Here is a 19,335-nt window from a genome sequence, read left to right as displayed (position 1 = left end):
TTACTCTTTGAAAAAAATATTGTTTTACTGATTAGACATTTATTAACCATGACGGCTAACTATTTTTAGGTTTGCTCGGCATTGACCGTTACAATGTAGAATATTCTCGGTTAAATGAAAGTATTGTGAAAGTCTCCGAATTACAAAACATTATAGATCACTTACCCAAAGATTCCGATCCAGATATTGTTATGGGTGAGGCGTGGTTGCCTGAGCGTTTGGTGGATACCAACCTAGACGGTGACATGCTATTTCTTGAATTCGATAATGCCCCTGAAGACAATCAAGGGGATGAAGAAGGCCGTGGCTTTGTTGAGCACGAGATTGCTATGATTCGAGAAAAGCTCGAACTGTTATTAGACGAGCCTTCCGATACCAAGACCAAAGCCGATGCCCTATTGGCAATATTTCTAATGGGCCATGAACTTTCTAGCTCAGAAGTTATCGAAGTTCTTGAATCAACAGAATCTGAAACGACAGAGCCTGAGATTGCAGAGCATAATCAACAGAATCTGACTCAGTAGAATTTGAAGCATCAACGCTTGGAACCACAAAGCCAGACACGAACAAGCTCGAAACAAAAGAACACCACGACGACTAGCCACCAACGATTTTAGGTACCGTATTGAAACCCTCTACGACATCATCTCTTCCCCTGTTACTCGCCGGACCCATTTTAAGAAAAACCACCGCGACTGAAGTAGTACTTTGGTTAGCCACCAGCTCGCCTCTTACAGGCAGAGCCGAGCTTCATACTCAAGAAATAGACGATTCTGAAGCAGCACAAGACCAGCCGTTTTATACCTCATCGCTTGAAGAACATGATTCGATTCAAATCGGTACACATGCGTGGATAACGCTAATTCGCTTACAAGGTGAGTTTCCGACTAATACGCTGCTTGAATATGACATTCACACAGAGTCAGGTTCACTAAAAGAGCTCGCCCCTCACCTTGTTTACAACGGTAAATCTCGCGTTGAGTTTAAGATATCGACCTCAGCTGATTACATTCTTCATGGCTCTTGCCGCAACCCGCATCATCCAAGCAAAGACAGCCTAGTTGCAGCCGATAACAAGATGGCCGATCAAACCGTCGCTGAAAGACCCGACATGCTGATGATGAGCGGCGATCAGATCTACGCCGACCATGTGGCAGGCCCAACACTTGATGCTATTCAACAAGTGATTCACCTGCTTGGCCTTGTAGGCGAAAGCTTACCGACTGACTCGCAAATTAAACAAATCAACAACAGTGACGCTCTGTATAACAGTGAATACCACTTATACCAGCGTCATCACTATTTGCCGCACCACACAGCTTCAGAATCCATGCTCGATAAGTTATTCCCGAACCGTGGCGTGCCGATTTTTAGCTCTACCGATTGTGAAAACCACTTGGTCACGCTGTCTGAGTTTATCGCGATGTACTTATTGGTTTGGTCTCCGACACTGTGGCAATGCGTCAATCGAGAGCGTTTAATTGAGAATAACTTCACTCAAGGTGGACGCCAATTAACACCGACTGAGCAGCAACAATGGCGTGATGAAAGCGTCATCATGGATGATTTCATTGCTGGCTTACCGCAAGTGCAACGTCTGTTCGCGCATATTCCAACGTACATGATCTTCGATGATCACGATGTGACGGATGATTGGAACCTTACCGTGGGTTGGGAGCATGCCGTCGACCAAAACCAGTTCGCGACCCAAGTCATTGGTAACGGCCTTGCGGCTTACTGGATGTGTCAAGGTTGGGGTAACAAACCGGAGAGCTTCGATGAAACGTTTATCGAGCAAGCAAAACAGCTTTTTGTCGCTCAACCGCTCATTACTAAACAACCGCGCATTAGTAAACAAACTCATAATGAAGCCGGCAATGCAGCGACTACTCACTCTATTGGCAACATCGAGCCAGACAAGCATCAAGCCTTCATTGAGATGTTAAGTCGCTTTGAAGAGTGGCATTACACAATAGATACCTCACCCAAAGTCATTGTGTTGGATACTCGTACGCGTCGTTGGCGTTCAGAGTCACGCATGAACAAGCCTTCAGGTTTAATGGACTGGGAAGCCTTGATTGAGTTTCAACATCAGTTAATGAATCAAGATAAAGTGGTGATCGTTTCTGCTGCACCGATGTTTGGCGTGAAGTTTATTGAAACACTGCAAAAGATGGCGACCACAATCGGCAAGCCATTAGTGATTGACGCTGAAAACTGGATGGCGCATCCGGGCAGTGCTAATACGCTGATTAGCATCTTTACCCATACCAAAACACCGACCAACTTCGTGGTACTTTCTGGCGATGTTCATTACTCCTTCGCTTATGACATCAAGCTTAGGTATCGTCGCAACAGCCCGAACATCTATCAAATCACCTGCAGTGGTATTAAAAATCAGTTCCCTGCTCCGCTGCTTAAATTCTGCGATGTATGGGACCGCCTGTTATACAGCCCTCGCTCAGTTTTGAACTACTTCACTAAGCGTAAACGCTTGAAGATCGAAAAGCGAAGCCCTGACAATCAGACCTTCTATCGCCTTTCAAACCGCAGTGCGATTGGAGAATTGAGGCTAGACACTGATGGGAAACCGCAATCGATCACGACACTCAGTGGCGACGGTAAAATTACCCGTTTCCCAGAGCCCGATTGATAAAATGCTCCTTATCGCTCGCGTATCCGTAATGTCAGTTTTTAGTAAAGACGCTTGCGATCACACTCTGTAGACCCAATAGTTATGCTTATGCTTATGCTTATGGTTATGTTTATAGTTGATAGCTATCAGCGTTACGGAACTCGATACAAATTTTAACTGGAGCTCGTTATGTTCAATTCTCTCACATCAATGTTTAAACAATTGATTGAAGGCCAGGACCTAAGCAAAAACCAAGGCACATCACCTAATATCGCCATCGCGAGTTTGTTGTGTGAAGTCGCGGGTGCCGACCATCAGATCAATGAATCAGAAAGAGTCGCTAAGCTACAGCTTCTGCAGCGTTTGCTGGATTTAGATGAAGAACAAGCAAAGGTACTGCTCGCGCAAGCAGAGCCGAAAGTAGAGCAATCAGTATCGCTGTATGACTTTACATCGCAACTCAGAGACCTATCTCAGCCAGTGCGAATCGACTTAATCAAAGCGATGTGGGAAGTAGCGCATGCCGACGGGGAAATTGACCCTATCGAAGATTCTGTGATCCGTAAAACAGCAGAACTGCTCTACGTCGACCACTGTGACTTCATCAAGAGTAAGTTAAGTGTTTTAGGCGAAAATTAGTGCCTGAAATAATGAATTGGAAACTGAAATAAAAGCGACGGGTTAAGAAACCGGTCGCTTTTTTGAATCGGTAAACTGAAAGCTGACTAAACAGGGCTGAGAGGAGCTAAAAATTTAGCTACAACATAGTTAATGTGAGTTTCGCAAGATTATAAGCATCGACATAACCCGAGTGCTGACGACCTTCCCACTCAATATTTTTGGCTTCTTGAGCAGCGCGGTGACCAATGCGTTTGTCTTTCAAGCGATTCTGAACTCGATAAAGCGTGGCGATATTCAAGAACTCGCTGAACGGAGGTTCAATGCCTTTCTCAATACACTCTTTGTGTAAGATAAGATCGTCGCGTCCCCACGCTGCATAGATTTTCTTTGGGCCACCGAAGTTCTTAATCATCGACTTGATAACAGACTCTAATGGGCGACCCTGCTTTTCGATTTTACGAGGGGTAATGCCCGTTAACTCGGCGCAAAATAGAGAGACTTCGTCTTTTTCGGGCTTAACGTAATATTGCGCGCGCTTCACGATGGTTCCAGATACAAGATCGATCTCAGCAAGACCAATTTCAATGATCTCCCCTGTTGTTCCTACACCGTCTTCGCTCCAACAGCACATTTCCAAATCGAAACACACCACTCGATTGTGATTCATACGTCGCCTAATTCTCTCGTCAAAAATTTCGTGAAATTGTACATGAGCCTAATAAAGAACTCGACCCCAGTTGCATCAAGTGCTCATTTAGCCTGCAATTGTGACTCGATTTCGGCCATTTGACTTACTTAGGTATAACATGCTGTCAGTTTTTTGAAGGAGCGCTTCAATGTCTTCATTAGTGCGGATGGTAGCCCCGATGCTTAGAGTGCAACTCAATAGCTGGCCAGAATGCTCGCAATAAGACTCACTCACCGTATCTAAAATACATTCTAAATAGCGAGACAATGAGTCATGTTCAGTGATGCTCGAAATGATACCGAACTCATCCCCTCCCATCCGGAATAGGTTATCTCCAGACTTCAAGCTCACTGAGATAACCTTAATCACATGAATAAGTAACGCATCACCGGCTGGGTGCCCAAACTTATCATTGATCTCTTTAAACTTATCAACATCAAACACTATTAAGCTAAACGGCTTATCGCTTTGTATCGATTGACCAAGCATCTTATTAAAAGCTCGGCGATTATAAATTTCCGTTAAACTGTCATGATTGGCAAGAAAGCGAAGTTCTTCTGTTCTTTCATCAATCATTCGATACAAGCGCTCTTTCTCTCGAATTTGCAGGTTCACAATATAAGCGAGCAGTAATGAGATAGTGGTACCAACTATGCCGATTCCCGCCAACACTAAGTAACCATTAAATGAAATACATGCATCTATCTTGAAGTCGATAATCCATTCACGGTTAGTTAATGTAATCGTCTTTGTAATGTGCTGCCCAGTTACCGCTTCATAACCATTGGTTTCGAACATTATCGGGGCATCTTCAGCTTCAAAACCGCTATCGGTAACACGCACATAAACGTCCATATCGCCGACAGTAGACGCCAGAAGTTTCTCAAAATAGTATGTGGTACGAACAACACCAATCACAACCCCTAACAAATTGTCCGTTTGACCATCAAACACAGGGTGGTAGACCAACATTCCGCTCTTAGGTGTGTTGCTGTCTAAACCGTCTTGCAATAGACGAACTTTGTCTGAAATATTCGCTTCACGTGTTTTTTTAATGTTCTCAATGACCAGATTAAACCGCTCACGAGAAGAGTAAAAACCCAAAACACCGTTGTTCACTGGATCATTCGGATAAATATCTGTCGCGATAAATACGGGCTCGCCATCCAAGACATAACCATAAGTTTTTGGCCCATGTTTAGGGATAGTAAACATTCTATAGGATGGGTATTGAGCTTTCATTTTGGCGGTGTGCTCGGCGATATCTTCTACCGCTACTTTTTGCATCCACTGCAATCCGATCAGGCTTTTCGAGCCGTTAATCGTTTGCTGAGCAAAACGATCAAATCGGTCCCGACTATCGACATCATTAGAATAGAAAAAATTCGCACCGGAACCGATATAAGCGACATCGTTATCAATAAATGCTTTTAAACTGAGCGTTTGATGCTGAGCAAAGCTATCCAGATTCTCATTCAAAGACCTATTTTGATTCGCCGCAACCAAAACAAAACACAACACCGTTATCAAAAATGTGGCAAAAAAGACAACTAACGGCAAAGTTCGTTTCTTCAACCCTGTTATAGGGTCGGTAGTGTGGGGCATACAGCTTCCCATATGATGTTATTTTGAGTCGAAAGTATACACTGCCGGAATGCTAGGCTCTATTTATCTTTGACTCTCACAATGGGATAAAACTAACACTATTTACAACCCATGGACATTTACGGCTAATAAACCAACAAATCTCGATTAACTTTCAAGCTAACTCACCAAAAAGCCAGTTTATTGAAAACATTAAATAAAGCCCTTAAGCCTTGAATATGCTAGTATCCACCCATATTTATAGCTTGAAAGTGAACATTTCGGCCTTATGCCACTGAGTTTCTTTCCAACCTGTATATTCCTTTAAACCGACGAATATACCGTTAAATCAATTTTAAAGAGAAATCACTATGATCGTTGATTTGAACCTAATCCCACAAACGTTTGATATGCTTCACGCAGGCCTAACTGCATCAAGCGTTTTACTACTGCTAATTGCCGTTTCTCGTAAAACCAAAGTGGTCGAGAAAGTCGTAGAAAAACCTGTAGAAAAGATCGTTGAAGTTGAAAAGCCAGTTGAGAAAATTGTCGAAGTAGAGAAAGTTGTTGAAGTTGAACGTGTGATCGAAAAAGTAGTAGAAGTTGAATCTAAGCTGGCAACAGCACCAACAGATTCTGCAATGCAGCTACTGTCTATCATGCAGCAAGAAGCTCGTTTAATTGACTTCCTAAAAGAAGACCTAACATCATTCTCTGATGAAGAAGTTGGCGCGGCAGCTCGTGTTATTCACACTGGCGGTCAAAAAGTATTAGCCGATTACGTAACGCTGTCTCACATCCGCACTGAAGCTGAAGAAACACGTATCACTATTGCTGAAGGTTTCAACCCTCAAGAAATTCGCCTAACTGGCAACGTAACGGGTAATGCGCCATTCAACGGCACACTGGTTCACAAAGGTTGGAAAGCAACTGACATGAACCTGCCTAAGCTTGCTGAAAACTACGATTCATCTGTAATTGCACCGGCAGAGGTGGAGCTATAATGGAACACCAAAGTCATTTAGCTCAAGAGCCATCTTCTCAAGAGCAAAACCAGGTACCCAAGTTCAGTGTTGGTATCGATTTAGGTACTACACATTGCGTTTTGTCTTACATAGACACAAGCAATGAAGACGCTCGCGTTGAGGTGATGCAAATCCCTCAACTGACGGCGCCAGGTACAGTAGAAACTCGCAGCCAACTTGGCTCGTTCCTATACCAACCGCACGAACATGAAATGAATGCGGGCTCTCGCGTTCTTCCTTGGTCTTCAGAGCCAAAAGCGCTAGTGGGTGCAATTGCTCGTAACCTTGGTTCTAAAACCCCTATCCGTTTGGTAGCAAGTGCAAAATCTTGGTTATGCCACGGTGGTGTTAACCGTCGCGATGCTTTCCTTCCTGCAGGCAGCCCTGAAGAAGTTGAAAAAGTATCTCCGCTTAAGACAACTGAATTGTACCTTGAGCATCTTAAAGACGCATGGAACCACGCAAACCCAGAACACAAACTGGCAGACCAAGATGTAACGATCACGGTTCCAGCTTCGTTTGATCCTGCGGCTCGTGACCTAACAGCAGAAGCTGCACGTAATGTTGGTTTCGCTCACCTAACGCTTCTTGAAGAGCCACAAGCGGCTCTGTACAGCTGGATTGATAACAGCAACGACACATGGCGTGATGAAGTTAACGTTGGTGACATCGTTCTTGTTGTCGATATCGGTGGTGGTACAACCGACCTTTCGTTAGTTGAAGTAACACAAGATGAAGGCAACTTAAGCCTGAACCGTATCGCTGTAGGTGAACATATCCTACTGGGCGGCGACAACATGGACTTAGCTCTGGCTTACCGTCTGAAGATGAAACTGGCTCAAGAAGGTAAAGAACTGGCTCCTTGGCAGGTTCAAGCAATGACTCACGCGTGTCGTGATGCGAAAGAAGCACTGCTTAACGATGCTGAGCTTCAATCTGTGCCAATCGTTGTTCCAAGCCGTGGTTCTAAACTACTGGGCGCAACACTGAAAACAGATCTAACTCAGCAAGAAGTACAACAAACATTGGTTGATGGCTTCTTCCCGAAAGTAGCGGTGACTGAGCACCCAGTACAAAAGACGCGTGGCGCACTGACTCAAATGGGTCTGCCTTACGCTCAAGACGCAGGTATTACTCGTCACATTGCTGCATTCCTTTCTAAGCAAGCGAACGCGCTTTCTGGAAATAGTGAAACCGCTCAGCAAGATTTCAACCCGTTTGCAAACATGCCCGGTATGCCCGGTACAGAAGCGCAAGGGTCAGAAGCGCCAGCGGCAGACTTCATCAAACCAACAGCGGTACTGTTCAATGGTGGTGTTCTAAAATCTAACCTACTTGCTGATCGTCTTTCAGACACGATCAATGAATGGCTAATTAATGCAGATGCTGAATTTGCTAAACAACTTTCAGGTTTAGACTTAGACCTAGCGGTTGCAAGTGGCGCTTCTTACTACGGCGCAGTTCGTCGTGGCCAAGGCGTTCGTATCCGTGGTGGTATCGCATCTTCTTACTACGTAGGAATTGAAAGCGCGATGCCAGCTATCCCAGGTATGGCTCCTCCGATGGAAGCTTTGTGTGTTGCACCATTTGGTATGGAAGAAGGTTCAAGCGTACAAGTACCTAGCCAAGAATTCGGTCTAGTGATTGGTCAGCCAGTACACTTCCAGTTCTTCGGTTCAACCATTCGTCGTGAAGATGAAGCGGGTACGCACCTTGATCACTGGGCGCCTGAAGAGCTTGATGAGCTTCCTGAAATCCAAGTGACATTGCCGGTTTCTGAAGGCCGTCGCGAAGGTGAAGTGGTTCCAGTGACTTTGGCTTCTCGCGTTACTGAGCTAGGCACCTTACACCTAGAAGCGATTGCCACTGACAACGGTCAGAAGTGGCACGTTGAGTTCGACGTTCGTGAAGACTCAAATAACGACTCAAACGAACAAGCATAATGAATCAACGGCACCTTAGCGGGTGCCGTTACTTTATCAATGCATTTCTCAATCTAGTCCTGCCTGTTTCTCAGGAATGACGTTTACGAATAACAACAATAAGACCAAAGCTATCAAAAAACTGGTCATCACTCTGGAAGAATAAGGTTTTGTATGGCAACTCCTCGTTTTTTAGTCGGCATTGACTTAGGTACAACCAATACGGTTGTCGCTTACTGTGAAATCAACGACGACCTACAACATGCTCCCGTTTCTCTTTTCGATATTGACCAACTCATCGGCCCCGGTGAAGTGGTTCGCAAGCCCTTACTCCCATCCTTTCGTTACCACCCAGCACAAGGTCAAATATCCCCTTCTGACCTGACAATGCCGTGGGAACCAAGCCCCGTTGAAGGCGATATTAAGAACGTTATCGTCGGTGAATGGGCACGTGAATTAGGCGCTAAGGTTGAAGGCCGCCAAGTATCGAGTGCTAAGAGTTGGCTGTCACACCAAGCGGTGGATCGTAACTCCGACATTCTGCCTTGGGCAGGCGCAGCAGATGTCGATAAAGTCTCGCCAGTTGTGGCGAGTGCAAGCTACCTCAACCACATTCGCCAAGCATGGAACTACCGTAACCCGAGCAACAAGCTTGAAGACCAAGATGTTGTGGTTACCGTTCCTGCTTCCTTCGATGAGACAGCACGCAAGCTAACACTCGAAGCCGCAGAACTGGCGGGCTTAGGTAAGATTCTATTACTCGAAGAGCCGCAAGCCGTTTGTTATGACTGGTATGCCCGTCACCAACAAACCGCAGCAGATGAACTTCAACAAATCCCACTGATTCTAGTGTGTGATGTTGGAGGTGGTACCACCGATTTAAGCTTAATTGAAGCCAAATTCGATGCGAACAGCGACGGTAATAACGAGCTCGCACTCGACCGTATTGGTGTTGGTGAACACTTGATGCTTGGTGGTGATAACCTCGATTTAGCCCTTGCCCACCTTGCAGAGCAACGCTTCAATCAAAACAAAAAGCTGAATGCCTCTAGCCTAACCAAACTGATTCAACAGACTCGCGCCGCAAAAGAGAGCCTGCTTTCTGCCAATGCGCCCGATGATGTAAAGATCACCATGCTGGGCAGCGGTTCAAAACTGCTTGGCGGAACTAAGAGTATTGGTTTAACTAAACAAGAAGTCCATCAAATCGCATTGGAAGGTTTCTTCCCGCTTTCTGAGTTTACTGAAACACCCGACAAACGCCGCAGTGCTGTGGTTGAGTTTGGTCTGCCTTACGTGGCTGACCCTGCGGTGAGTAAGCACGTTGCAGAATTCCTAGCAACGCACCAACAAGTGTCTAAAGCCGCATTGGAAAACTCAGACTCTATTGAGTTCGATGACACCAAACCTGCAATTCCAGTTGGCGTGCTGCTCAATGGTGGTGTGTTTAACAGTGAACTGGTAACAGAGCGAATTACTCAGCTACTGGGCAACTGGAACGGTTCTCCTATCACAGTGCTTGATAACCCTCATCCAGATTGGTCTGTTGCCCTTGGCGCGGTTGCCTTTGGTAAAGCACGCCGCGGTGCACAGCTGAAAATCGGTGGCGGTGCTGCCCGTTCTTACTTCTTGCATCTGCAAGAGAAAAACAAGATGGGTAAAGCGCTTTGTCTGCTTGCCAAAGGAACCGAAGAAGGCCAAGAGATACGCTTGAACAGCCGTCGTTTCTCGCTGACTTTAGGTGAGCCAGTACGATTTAATCTTCTGACTTCAACACACGATCAAATTGCTCATGACACCGCCATTCAAAACGGTGTGATGGTCAATGTGGATGCCGACTTGTTCTCCCCTCTCCCACCGTATATTTCTACGCTGGAAGGCTCAGGTACTGCAGAACTTCAAGCCAACCAAAAAGAGCGTGTTGAAGTACTGCTCGCTTGTCAGTTAACCGAAGTCGGCACATTGAAAATGGAGTGTGTGAGTATAGAAGATGACTCTAAGCGTTGGTTGCTTGAGTTTGAAGTAAGAAACAAGCAAGGCGATGAATCTGATACCTCCGCGCTTCACCCAAGATTGGAAGAGTGTAAGGAGTTGATTTCTCGCCTGTACAGCGGCAACAAGAAGAGTGCTGAATCGAAAGAGATCAAAACACTATCGAAAGATCTTGAGAAGCGACTAGGTAAACGCGATGAATGGGACTTCACGACCCTTCGTCATCTATTTGATACCTTCTCATTAGGTCGTAAACGTCGTCGCCGCTCAGAAGCACACGAGAAGAACTGGCTACGTTTGGCGGGATACTCGCTACGTCCTGGCTTTGGCGATCCGACTGACTCATGGCGTATCGAACAGATTTGGGGCCTTTACCAACAGAACATTCAGTTCAAGAACCACCAAGGCTGGACAGACTGGTGGGTATTCTGGCGTCGTGTCGCTGGTGGGCTAAACCAAGAGCAGCAAGAGAGTATCTTGGCTGACATCGCTAAATACCTTCACCCAGGTGCAATGAAGAACCCTAAGACAGCCAAAGATGCGCAAGATAATGGTTATGAAGCCATGGTCCGTTTAGCGGCGTCACTTGAGCAACTTGAGGTTGAAGACAAAGTGCTGCTGGCAAGTTGGTTCTTAAGCAAAGCGATCAACCATAACCAATTTGAACAGGCTCACTGGTGGGCGCTAGGACGATTAGCATCAAGAACGCCTTTGTATGGCAGCCAACACAGCGTAATTCCTAGAGAGCAAGCTGAACAGTGGTTACCAAAACTGCTTGAACAGAACTGGCAGAAAGAGCAGATGATCGCCTTCGCAGCGGTGATGATTTGTCGAAAAACCGGTGACCGTCAGTTTGATATCTCTGACGACTATCGCAATCAAGTGATTGAGAAGCTTAAGCAAAGCAAGGTACCTGACTCATGGTTAACACTAGTGAGTGAAGTGACTGAGCTTTCTGAGAGTGAATCTAAGCGTGTGTTTGGTGATGCGTTACCAAGCGGATTAAGCCTAATCAATAACTAGGTTTGAAAACGATTAGCTTTCGTTGCTAATGGTAAAGAAGCTAGCAAGAAAAGAAAAAGCCACTTTCGATTCGTTGAAAGTGGCTTTTTTATTGGTGGCTTAAGGCTGGTATGTGTAATCGACTTATAGCTTTTTGGTTAAGAGCCTTAGCCGTGTTGCAGTTCATCATTGTTAATGTTTGGTTCCAGTTGGGTTGATAGGAAAATCCGTATTTTCATAAATGTCAGATAGTTTTTTCGGTTTATTCTCTTTTGCTCCTTTGTTCGATTGATTATGAGTTTCGCTTAAAAGCCATTCCTCATGCATTTTTGCTGAATCCAAAAACTCTGGATCCTCCATTGCTTCCTTGCGAAGTTTATTTACACGTTCGAGAGTATCCCAAATCATAATACTTCACCTCCACTAAGGCAGTAATATAAAGATAGCTCAACCCCATGAAACTTCAACTAACCCAATGAGATAGCGATCTCAATTTCGTAATTCACTCGCTTTAAATGAGTGGATATGGTCACCTTTAGTTGGGCTCAAATAGTGGGTCTTTCCCCATGATCTTCGAAGATCATTAGGCACAAAAAAAGCGAGCTCGATGCTCGCTTTTTGTTTATCTATCTGTTGCTCGGATTACCAGCACTAGCTCGATTAAATCACACCGAGGTTAAGCACGGTTACCAATTTTCACCTTGCCATTGGTAGCAAACCAAAGGGCTTCTGAACGACGACGACCGATTAGAATCGGGCCATCATCGTAGAACAAGAAGTTCTTCCAATGCTTCTTGAAAATCGCCCATTTGGTTTCAAGAACATTGTACTTTTCGTAACAAAAATAAACAGTTACGTCATCTTGCCAATCAATAAAGTTAAGAATCTCTTCTGGCATTTCAGGCTCATCCGCTTCCCAATGCGCCATCCAACTGATCTCTTCATTCCAGTTCGATGCTTTGCTTGGCCAGTCTTGCGAGCTCAGTCGTTCTGCGTCTGGGCTTTGAGGGCTCACGTTCTCTTTCCAGAACTGAGATGCTCTCGCCTGTGTCATTGGCTTAATCTTTTCCAAGTCCTCTGCCGGCAGCGGCATTGACTGGTGTGTGAAAATCCATTTTCTTTGGTATTCGTCCAAAGTTGTGTATGACATCAAAATTCCTCAAATATCTTCTCAGGCTGATGGATTTACCATGCCTATCTGTTCTTTTTGATGCAGTGACGGTTTCATTTTATCTATGTCGTCACTGCCTCTAAATCTGTATTTACGCTTAATTGGTACTTACGCCTAATGACTATTGATCTCTATACAGCGCGTCTATCTTCCCAGTTTGGGTTAACTAATGCCGTCAGTATATGGTCTTCCCATTTACCGTTAATCTGTAGGTAGTCTTTAGCAAAACCTTCTCGGACAAAACCAAGATGTTCTAATACACCAGCACTGCGTTCGTTGTGAGGCATGTAGCCCGCCATTAAGCGGTGCATGTTCTGCACATCAAACATGTAGTCTTTGGCCATGTTCAAACCTCTGCGCATGTAACCGTGGCCCTGTGCACTTTGCGCCAATGAGTAACCGACATTACAAGCGTAGAACGGGAAACGAGACAAATTACTGAACGATATGGTGCCTAACATTTCATTAGAGTCAGCGTTAATCAGTAAACAGTAATAGCCTAGCCCCATTTTATGAAGCTCGTTTAACTTGATCAGCCGCTGCGCCCAACTCGCTCTATCAAAGAACGCGTCTTCGCGAATCGGTTCCCAAGGTTTCAGGTACTCTCTGTTAACCTGAAAGTACTCGCTTATCATGCCAGCGTCATCAATTTCAGCCGTACGTAGAATCAGATTACCATCATGCTTATAAATGCGCTCTGGTGTACTCAAATCTTCCATAATCTTGTTCTTATTCGATCAGTTCTTTCTGATACCATAATCACGAAGCTTATTCGCAATTGAGGTATGAGATACATTCAAACGTTTTGCTAGCTTACGGCTTGATGGGAAAGACTGATAAAGCTTCTCTAGAATCTGAGATTCATAGTCTTTCATTATTTCATCGAGCGAGCCATCTAAGCTCAGGTTCGCCATTCCAGCCGTCATTGTTTCAAGCTGTGGCAAATGGAATTGCTCAACCGTTAGCGTGTCTGAATCCAACTCTGTTAGTGCGCGTAGAACCATGTTGTCTAACTGGCGAATGTTGCCCGGCCATTGGTAATTACCAAGCTGGTCGATCAGCTCTTGAGTCAGTTTTGGTTTTAACATACCTAACTGCTGCGCGTACTTTGCAACGAACAGTTCCAACAGTGGCACTACGTCGTTTGAGCGTTCACGCAATGCAGGGATAGACAGAGTCAGTACATTCAAGCGGTAAAACAAATCTTCACGGAACGAACCCGAGTCGGCTAATTCAGAAAGACGGTGGCGCGTTGATGCAATAATACGAACATCCGCGTGCATCTCTTCTTCTTCACCAACACGACGGAATGAACCATCTTGTAGGAAACGCAGCAGCTTGATTTGAAGATGCGGGCTCATCTCGCCAATTTCATCTAAAAAGACCGTACCGCCATTCGCTTGCTCGAAAATGCCTTTATGACCTTGCTCATGGTTGAATGAACCCGGCGCATGACCAAACAATTCCGTTTCCGCTACGTCATCAGGCATCGATGCACAGCTTAGAATCAAGAATGGGAAAGACGATCGATTTGAACGGTTATGACACGCTTTCGCCAGCATCTCTTTACCCGTACCTGTATCGCCTTCAATTAATAGAGGCTGATCCAGCATAGCCAATTTCTTAGCTTGGCTGATCAAGGCTTTATGGCGATTAGAGACACCAACAAAGTGTTCAAAACCCAGGTTGTTCTGTTCTGGGATTGAATCTGGCGAGTTCATCTCTTGATTACAAGAACGAATCGTCATTACTGCGCTTGCCAGTACCGCTTCGTTGACATCACCACCAAGGTAAATCGGCAGGATCTCAATAGAGAAATCTAAGCCATCCAACACGACAACTTCACGATGGCGCGTTACATCGCCTTCGATCCAACGAGCAAAGTTAAAACTAGGAACAAACGTCGCGAGCGGTTCACCGATGACTTCATCTTCTTGTTTGTTGAAGAGGCTCAATGCGGCGTGGTTAGCCATATCGACTGAGCCTTTAAGGTCAATCGCAATCACAGGATCAGGTAGGTTTGCCAGCAGAGCAATCAGCTCTGTGTTATGCCTTTCGCTTGGCATAAATTGGATTTTACGTACATCCTTCACACCTGAAATTCGGCGAATTTCAGCCATAAGTTCACTAAAAGCATCAAAATCAATATCAGGGCAGTTTAGATAAATAATACCTTTAACATCAATTTCGATTCCTCTTAAATCAATGCTTTTTGAGGCCAAGATATCGAGCAACTCACGCGTTAAGCCGAGTCTGTCTTCACACAATACTTCAAGACGCACAAATAGTCCTATTATAGGTGTCAGGATAAGTTGACAGTAGTGTGGATTAAGCTCTGAGTTCAGTCAAGAAGAAGAGTTATCATATATCTATTCAATTTTTAGATATCAACACCTTAGAAAGATCTAAAACCATTCACCACACTTATCAACATTTCCAACCGTAACACCTCGCAACATCCCCTTACTTTATAAATGGTTATTTTATGGAACTAAAGTCAAATCACCCATAGCCTATATTCTTCCGTATAAAAACATCGGCTTAAATATGAAATACTCTAAACTATTCCTCACAATAATCAGTACCTTCTCTGCGTCTAGTTTTGCAATGACTTCTTTCGATACAAGAAGTGTTGGCATGGGCAGCACTGGAGCTGCGTCAGCCTCTTACCTAACATCCAGTTTTCATAATCCTGCTTTAGCGGCTCGTTATAAAGAAGGAGATAACTTTGGGTTAATTCTTCCCGTTCTCGGAGCAAGGGTTCATGATGCAGATGACATGATCGACAAGTTGGATCACTTCCAAGATATTGATGAACGATTGCAATTTGATCCCGGGAATGAAGAACTATTAGAGGAATGGCGCAAAGCTTTAAAACAACTAGATAACGGAAACTTAAACGTAGAAGCTAATCTAGGTACAGTATTCGCTATTCCAAATAAACACCTGAGCACCAACTTCTTCATTAAATCTCAAGTAGCCACCATTGCTAGATTCAATGTGAATGATGATGACTTACAAAATGATAACCCTACAGATTCAGAACTGCTCTCAAGTGGTCAAGCGGTTGGTATAGCAATTGTTGATGTAGGTTTTACTTTTGCTGATACATTTACTTTTCAAGAACACGATTTTATGTTGGGTATTTCACCCAAATACCAACGAATTTATGGTCTGAACTACGTTGAAACACTGGATGATTTAGATGACGACTTTGATATTGAAGAGGATTACGTAGAAAAATCCGCATTCAACATAGATTTTGGTGCTGCTTATGAATGGGGAGATAACACCATTATTGGGTTGTCTGCTAAGAACCTCCTGTCACAAAAGCTAAAAACTAAAACTCACATGGGACAAAAAGCAACGGTACTTGTTGAACCAGAATATGTATTAGGTATTTCCTATGATAAATCGTGGTACAACCTTACAGCGGATATTGATTTAAACGCCGTCAAGCACTTTAAAGAGTACGACTACAAAACTCAGTATGCAAAAGTGGGCGCTGAGCTTGATGCATTCAGTTGGGCTCAACTTCGTTTAGGCTATATGCATAGTTTAACTAACTATGCAGATGACCTAGCCACTGTAGGCTTAGGCTTTAAACCATTCGGTATCTTTGGATTCGATTTAGCGGCACAAGCAGGCAAAGATAATAACTACGGGGCTTCTGCTCAGCTCATCATGCATTTTTAGTCTCTGCCAAAAGAACAATTTAAATAAACCGCACCCATTTTGTGGGTGCGGTATTGTTATTTGAGAGTGATACGCTTTATTTCAGAAAGGACGGCTTTGCGGAGGTCTGCCAGTTTTACTTTTCGTTCGTTATGCCAAGGCATAGGACGCAGCAATGTCATGGCTTTTAAGCCCAGTCTTGCAGTAAGGATACCGACACCTAGCCCCTGCCCTGCTCGAGCTGAGACTTTGCCTGCAAGATCCATCGAGACGAGATCCATACTTGCATCAATCGCGAGCTCACTTGCTCCTGCAGCGGCCATGTTGATTAACACCAGTTTAAATAGCTTAATGCGAGACCAGTAGCCAAGCTCAATGCCATACACATCAGCAAGCTTGTCTATCATGGTGAAATTTCGCCAAGCCACCAACAACATATCAGCCGCCGCCAATGGACTCACCGCGACCAAAGCCGCCGATTCGGTCGAAAACTTAGTGACGATTTGAGTCGCTACTTTGTCTTGTTGACTCACGACTAACGCATCGTACATATCCAACACTTCTGCATCACTGTGTGCTGGGTTAATGCTGTTTCGCCACTTATCGTACGAAGGAGACTCAGCGATAATGCCACCTTGCTTGGCGATGTTTTCACAGAACGCTTTGCCCTTGCCGACACTTTGACTTTGGAGTAGCTCTTCACTCTGCTCTTGCACACTAAAGTGATCTTTAAGTGAACGCAGTTTCCACAGCTCTTTGCCTATTGCGCCTAAACCCAATGAAGCAATGGCAGCAATGAAGCCTGCCCAACCTAACGCCAGCCAGTCAGCCGATTGAATCGCGGTAATGACCGAATCAATTGCCTGCCATCCAACTAGGCCAGAGAAAGCGACCAATAAACCCGTTCCAAACCACTTCTTCTTTTTGCTCGGTCGAATCACTTGTTCCAATTGCTGCTCAGCTTCACCATCAAGATCAGCTTTCACTTGCGGTGCGACAGGGACAAATTTCTCTTGCTCTGTGAACAGTTGTTGAGCGCCTAAATCCGGGCCAACGTCACTCTTGTCTTGCTCATCAAAAGAGGTCTTCAACGGTTCATTAAAGACCTGCTTTGTTTTTAATTCACTCATTTTGATTGCCTCAATTACTTCAACTTGTCGCCAATGAGATACTCTAAAACCTTGTCGACTCTTAGATGTTGGCAAGGCTCATCGGAATGTTGCTCCATCGGTCTAAAGCTCGTGAAATCAAACTGGTTGGTTTCCCAATACTGTTTATTAGGCAACTTACGCGGCACCTCTCCCGGATACATGGTTTGAGGGACATTATCCAAAGTCACACCTTGCAACGCCGGAACATTGTCTGAACCCGACGAGATATAACCCGCGCTGGTCGCTTGAATAGACGCGATACTCATACAACTCATGTCGATGTGTTCAAACGCCGCCTGCTGCCAAGCTGGATGCACCATCTGTTGTAACAGTGACACCAAGTTCGGATGTTGATCCGGTGTCACGTGGTCAGCTTTTGTGGCTGCAAACAAGATCTTGTCGATCTTCGGCGCGAATAAACGTCTTAAGATATTGCTTCGACCGTACTTAAAGCTCTTAAGTAACTGTTCTAACGCGCCACGCATGTCCATGAAAGAGTCATAGCCCGCATTAAGTGGCTGTAAGCAATCCACTAGCACGATTTGTCTGTCGAACGTCGCGAAGTGATTCTTGTAGAACGCTTTGACGACCTTCTGTTGATACTCTTCATAACGCGCTTTAAGTACCGCATAGTTACTTGTTTTTGAGAACTTACCCTCAGGTGCGATGCACGGGAAGAATTGCAACACAGGCGCGCCTTCAAGCTCACCGGGTAATACGAATCGACCCGGTTGTACCCAATGCAGCCCGTTACTTTTACAAGTATGAAGGTACTGAGTGTAGCTATCGGCAATCGCGACCAGTTTCTTTTCGTCCGCTTCTGCTAGCAAATCGATATCACCACGCATGGCGTTCCACTGTTGCGAGTAAGTTTCTCTGTCGCCTTTCAATGCGGCAAACTGAGATTGGCTCCAGGTATCGAAGTCCATATCCAGTAACGGCAAATCAAGCAGCCATTCACCTGGATAATCGACAATATCGAGATAAAGGGTGCTGTTTTTACTCAGTAGCTTTTTCGCGCCCTTCGCAGGCTTATATTTGATTGCTAGACGAATCTCACTGACATCACGCGTTGGCACAGGCCATTCTGGTGGCTGTGCATTCAACGACTCCATCGCTTCATCATAAGAGAAGCGTGGAATCATCATGTTGTGTTGCGGGATACGCTTTGCGCCAATAATTCTTCCATCTCTCGCCGATGCAAGCAGTGGCAAGTTTTTGTGGGTAGACGTATGAAGAAGCTGATTAACCAGCGAAGTAATGAATGCTGTCTTACCCGCACGAGAGAGCCCCGTGACCGCTACTCGAATATGAGAATCCGTTCCTCTGCTTATAAAGTCACTCATTTCTTGAGTTAGGTGTTTCATTAGAACGACTCCGTGATAGTTAGGCTAGCTGGTTATGATACTAGAAAGGCAAGCCTATGTTCTTTCCCCGTTGGGATAGTTTGTATGCTTTTGCTTATGTTGATGAGTATGCAATACACATTCTTAATGCTAGATGAATAAAAGCCCCTGACTACATTCATAATCAGGGGCTTTAGAATTTTTGCACGATATCCGACGTCTAATCGTCTTCAATCAACTTGTAGATAACAAACAGTGCAATCTCTGCAATTAGCCAAAGCGCACATGTAATCGTCACGTATTTATTATCAAAGATACTGATCCCTTTCAAGATCAGGTCGTAGCCAACAAAAGCACCAATCACCACTGCCAAGATAATCTGTAGGATCTGAATAAAACGAGGCATTCCTCTCTCCTATGTTCTTATATCAAACTATGTGTTTATCACTATATCATTGATAATAAGACAAAAGTGCAGATAATGCTGCACTTTTGTCTTTAACTTTCTGTCAAAAATTGCAAT

At 44.7% G+C, this 19,335-nt stretch carries 16 protein-coding genes; 7 read left to right on the top strand and 9 right to left on the bottom strand.

Going from position 1 to position 19,335, the window contains the following annotated elements:
* Positions 1 to 71 precede the first annotated feature (71 nt).
* The 3 genes from AB4486_RS15680 to AB4486_RS15670 all read left to right on the top strand — a co-directional run bounded on the left by AB4486_RS15680 (position 72) and on the right by AB4486_RS15670 (position 3,274).
* Positions 72 to 524: a hypothetical protein gene (locus AB4486_RS15680; protein ID WP_102428589.1), complete on the top strand. Its 453-nt coding sequence runs from the start codon at positions 72 to 74 to the stop codon at positions 522 to 524.
* 101 nt (positions 525 to 625) lie between these two features.
* On the top strand, positions 626 to 2,653 hold the full coding sequence (locus AB4486_RS15675) for an alkaline phosphatase family protein (RefSeq protein ID WP_372058509.1): 2,028 nt from the start codon (positions 626 to 628) through the stop codon (positions 2,651 to 2,653).
* 171 nt (positions 2,654 to 2,824) lie between these two features.
* A complete protein-coding gene (locus AB4486_RS15670; protein ID WP_017060439.1) occupies positions 2,825 to 3,274 on the top strand; it encodes a TerB family tellurite resistance protein in 450 nt (149 codons plus the stop codon).
* 118 nt (positions 3,275 to 3,392) lie between these two features.
* On the opposite strand, the gene AB4486_RS15665 is transcribed toward AB4486_RS15670, so the two are convergent.
* Positions 3,393 to 3,923 (bottom strand): 3'-5' exonuclease, encoded by a 531-nt coding sequence (locus tag AB4486_RS15665; protein WP_017060438.1) that lies wholly within the window; start codon positions 3,921 to 3,923, stop codon positions 3,393 to 3,395.
* 87 nt (positions 3,924 to 4,010) lie between these two features.
* Positions 4,011 to 5,549 (bottom strand): diguanylate cyclase domain-containing protein, encoded by a 1,539-nt coding sequence (locus AB4486_RS15660; protein ID WP_372117673.1) that lies wholly within the window; start codon positions 5,547 to 5,549, stop codon positions 4,011 to 4,013.
* Positions 5,550 to 5,899: 350 nt separating this feature from the next.
* On the opposite strand from AB4486_RS15660, the gene AB4486_RS15655 reads away from it, so the two are divergent.
* From AB4486_RS15655 to AB4486_RS15645, 3 genes are all read left to right on the top strand, one after another.
* Positions 5,900 to 6,532: a DUF2760 domain-containing protein gene (locus tag AB4486_RS15655; protein WP_372117671.1), complete on the top strand. Its 633-nt coding sequence runs from the start codon at positions 5,900 to 5,902 to the stop codon at positions 6,530 to 6,532.
* The gene (locus AB4486_RS15650) at positions 6,532 to 8,496 is read left to right on the top strand and encodes an Hsp70 family protein (protein ID WP_372117669.1); all 1,965 of its coding nucleotides are present in this window, start codon (positions 6,532 to 6,534) and stop codon (positions 8,494 to 8,496) included. Before AB4486_RS15655 ends, AB4486_RS15650 begins: the two co-directional genes overlap by 1 nt.
* A gap of 153 nt (positions 8,497 to 8,649) precedes the next feature.
* The gene (locus tag AB4486_RS15645; RefSeq protein WP_017067721.1) at positions 8,650 to 11,490 is read left to right on the top strand and encodes an Hsp70 family protein; all 2,841 of its coding nucleotides are present in this window, start codon (positions 8,650 to 8,652) and stop codon (positions 11,488 to 11,490) included.
* 171 nt (positions 11,491 to 11,661) lie between these two features.
* Here AB4486_RS15645 and AB4486_RS15640 read toward each other — a convergent pair whose 3' ends face one another.
* The 4 genes from AB4486_RS15640 to tyrR all read right to left on the bottom strand — a co-directional run bounded on the left by AB4486_RS15640 (position 11,662) and on the right by tyrR (position 14,922).
* Entirely contained in the window at positions 11,662 to 11,877 is a 216-nt protein-coding gene (locus AB4486_RS15640) for a hypothetical protein (RefSeq protein WP_017065431.1), read from the bottom strand.
* Positions 11,878 to 12,145: 268 nt separating this feature from the next.
* Entirely contained in the window at positions 12,146 to 12,619 is a 474-nt protein-coding gene (locus tag AB4486_RS15635; protein WP_017060433.1) for a DUF2947 domain-containing protein, read from the bottom strand.
* A gap of 152 nt (positions 12,620 to 12,771) precedes the next feature.
* Entirely contained in the window at positions 12,772 to 13,359 is a 588-nt protein-coding gene (gene rimJ, locus AB4486_RS15630) for a ribosomal protein S5-alanine N-acetyltransferase (protein WP_065584184.1), read from the bottom strand.
* A gap of 18 nt (positions 13,360 to 13,377) precedes the next feature.
* Complete coding sequence (tyrR, locus tag AB4486_RS15625) at positions 13,378 to 14,922, bottom strand: transcriptional regulator TyrR (RefSeq protein ID WP_372117667.1); 1,545 nt, start codon at positions 14,920 to 14,922, stop codon at positions 13,378 to 13,380.
* A 265-nt stretch (positions 14,923 to 15,187) separates the two neighbouring features.
* Here tyrR and traF point away from each other — a divergent pair, with 265 nt between their 5' ends.
* Complete coding sequence (gene traF / locus AB4486_RS15620; RefSeq protein ID WP_065584182.1) at positions 15,188 to 16,336, top strand: conjugal transfer protein TraF; 1,149 nt, start codon at positions 15,188 to 15,190, stop codon at positions 16,334 to 16,336.
* Between the two features lie 56 nt (positions 16,337 to 16,392).
* Here the strand turns inward: traF and AB4486_RS15615 are convergent, their stop codons facing one another.
* The 3 genes from AB4486_RS15615 to AB4486_RS15605 all read right to left on the bottom strand — a co-directional run bounded on the left by AB4486_RS15615 (position 16,393) and on the right by AB4486_RS15605 (position 19,218).
* On the bottom strand, positions 16,393 to 17,445 hold the full coding sequence (locus AB4486_RS15615) for a YcjF family protein (RefSeq protein ID WP_102333205.1): 1,053 nt from the start codon (positions 17,443 to 17,445) through the stop codon (positions 16,393 to 16,395).
* A gap of 14 nt (positions 17,446 to 17,459) precedes the next feature.
* On the bottom strand, positions 17,460 to 18,833 hold the full coding sequence (locus tag AB4486_RS15610; protein ID WP_017067718.1) for a YcjX family protein: 1,374 nt from the start codon (positions 18,831 to 18,833) through the stop codon (positions 17,460 to 17,462).
* A 199-nt stretch (positions 18,834 to 19,032) separates the two neighbouring features.
* Positions 19,033 to 19,218: a hypothetical protein gene (locus tag AB4486_RS15605; protein WP_004734731.1), complete on the bottom strand. Its 186-nt coding sequence runs from the start codon at positions 19,216 to 19,218 to the stop codon at positions 19,033 to 19,035.
* Positions 19,219 to 19,335 lie beyond the last annotated feature (117 nt).

The sequence above is a fragment of the Vibrio sp. 10N.222.55.C6 genome (assembly GCF_041473395.1).
Classification (GTDB): Bacteria; Pseudomonadota; Gammaproteobacteria; order Enterobacterales; family Vibrionaceae; genus Vibrio; species Vibrio crassostreae_C.
Note: the sequence above shows the minus strand (reverse complement) of the source record. Positions and strands in the feature narration are given on the sequence as shown.